The organism is Pedobacter sp. 01T416_2, assembly GCF_056398925.1.
This window is the reverse complement of sequence record NZ_JBFTQI010001001.1, coordinates 1-1,810: the sequence shown is the minus strand read 5'-3', so window position 1 is coordinate 1,810 and position 1,810 is coordinate 1. Positions and strand designations below refer to the sequence as shown.

Sequence of the window (1,810 nt, the reverse complement as noted above, 5' to 3'; positions counted from 1 at the left end):
GTGCAAGAGATCTGAAAGAATGTTTACTGATCCAATTAAAAAGGAAAGACCCAAACAATCCAATTATAGTAAAAGCAATGAATGTTGTAGAAAACTATCTGGACGAGTTTACACGTAAACATTACGATAAATTAGAAAAAAGTTTAGGTTTAGATAGTGAAGAACTTAAAGAGGTTGTAAATGAAATTCTGCGTTTAAACCCAAAACCAGGTGATGCCAATCAGGTTACCACCAAACAAATGCAGATTATTCCTGATTTCCATATCAGCAATAATGATGGCGTATTAATTTTGACGCTAAATTCTAAAAATGCTCCTGAATTAAAGGTAAGCAGATCTTACCAGGAGATGTTTGAGCATTACGACAAAGCTTCATCGAAAGATAAAAAGCTGAAAGAAGCTGTTCAGTTTGTTAAGCAGAAATTAGATTCTGCACGATGGTTTATCGATGCAATTAAACAAAGACAACAAACTTTGTTAAAAACCATGAATGCCATTATGCACTATCAATATGAATATTTTTTAACCGCCGATGAGCGTAAAATGCGCCCAATGATCTTAAAAGATATTGCCGATAAAATTGATATGGATATTTCAACCGTATCAAGGGTGGCAAACTCTAAGTATGTGCAGACTGAATTTGGTACTTTCTTATTAAAATCATTCTTCTCAGAAGCGATACAAACCGAAAACGGTGAGGAAGTTTCGAACAAAGAGGTTAAAAAAATATTGGAAGACTGTATTGGTAACGAAGATAAACGCAAACCTTTAGCTGATGAAAAATTAACCGAAATTTTAAAAGAAAGAGGTTATAACATTGCCAGAAGAACCGTTGCAAAATATCGTGAGCAGATGAATATCCCTGTGGCAAGGTTAAGAAAAGAACTTTAGATCAGTTGGCAGTTATCGGGTTTACAATTCAAAGTTTACAGTTACTTTTCTAAAGTATAGAATTTAAATTGCCAAAGAAAGTGTTGCGCTCCAAATATAACTAGTGTATTTATTGTGACTGGGAAAGGAACAGTTCCGTGTGCTTGGCCGTCTGCAGTCCTGCCATTCGCTATAGTCCCGATGAAAAATCGGGAGCTGCCGCTGCTGTCAGGTTTAAGCACAAAGTTTCTGCACCCTGCAACCTCAAAAATAAAAAACTGCCTTGGCCATTTAGCCCCGGTTGCAGCGTTACCCTGCAGCGAGGAGGCACGACGAAGTGAAGCGTGAAAGCGAAAAACGGGAGGAAACTTCCTGTTCTATACAGGTTTTGCGCTCCAACCTATAAACCATACACTTTCATCTACCTGAATACCAGTATATTACCACATTTTAATATACGATGGCACCTTATAGATATTATTCAGCAATAAACCCAATACAATTTCGTGGCTACCATTACTTACCTGATTTAATTGAGATGTTGTAAAATCGTATGAATAAGTTAAATTAACCATCTTGCCAATATTAAAGCCAGCCATTGCTGCAAACGAATCATCTTTACGATAACTTCCTCCTAACCAGATTTTGTCTTTAAAAGCCAATTTCATGTTTAGATCAACAGAAACCGGTGCAGGTGATACGTATTTTACCATTACCGATGGTACTGCAGCAATTTCATCATCAAAGAAAAACTTATATCCTGCGGTAGCAAAATAATGTGGTGCCTCTTTACCTAAATTATAACTATTATCGCCTGTAAAGCTTAATTTTTGTGGTAAAATTTGCTGTACCGATAAACCGGCAAATAACCTTGCGCCATATAACCATAAACCAATACTCAAATCGGGTTTCACCTGGTTAATCAGCGCCCTGTTCATAAT

The 1,810-nt window shown here is 36.7% G+C and carries 2 protein-coding genes; one reads left to right on the top strand and one right to left on the bottom strand.

Features of this window, described 5'->3' with window-relative positions; translation table 11 throughout:
* A partial coding sequence (gene rpoN, locus AC1DPQ_RS26715) for an RNA polymerase factor sigma-54 (protein WP_477611429.1) occupies positions 1-890 on the top strand: 890 nt, incomplete at its 5' end.
* Positions 891-1,309: 419 nt separating this feature from the next.
* Here rpoN and AC1DPQ_RS26710 read toward each other — a convergent pair.
* Positions 1,310-1,810, bottom strand: a 501-nt coding sequence (locus AC1DPQ_RS26710) for a PorP/SprF family type IX secretion system membrane protein (RefSeq protein ID WP_477611428.1), incomplete at its 5' end; no start/stop codon positions are given.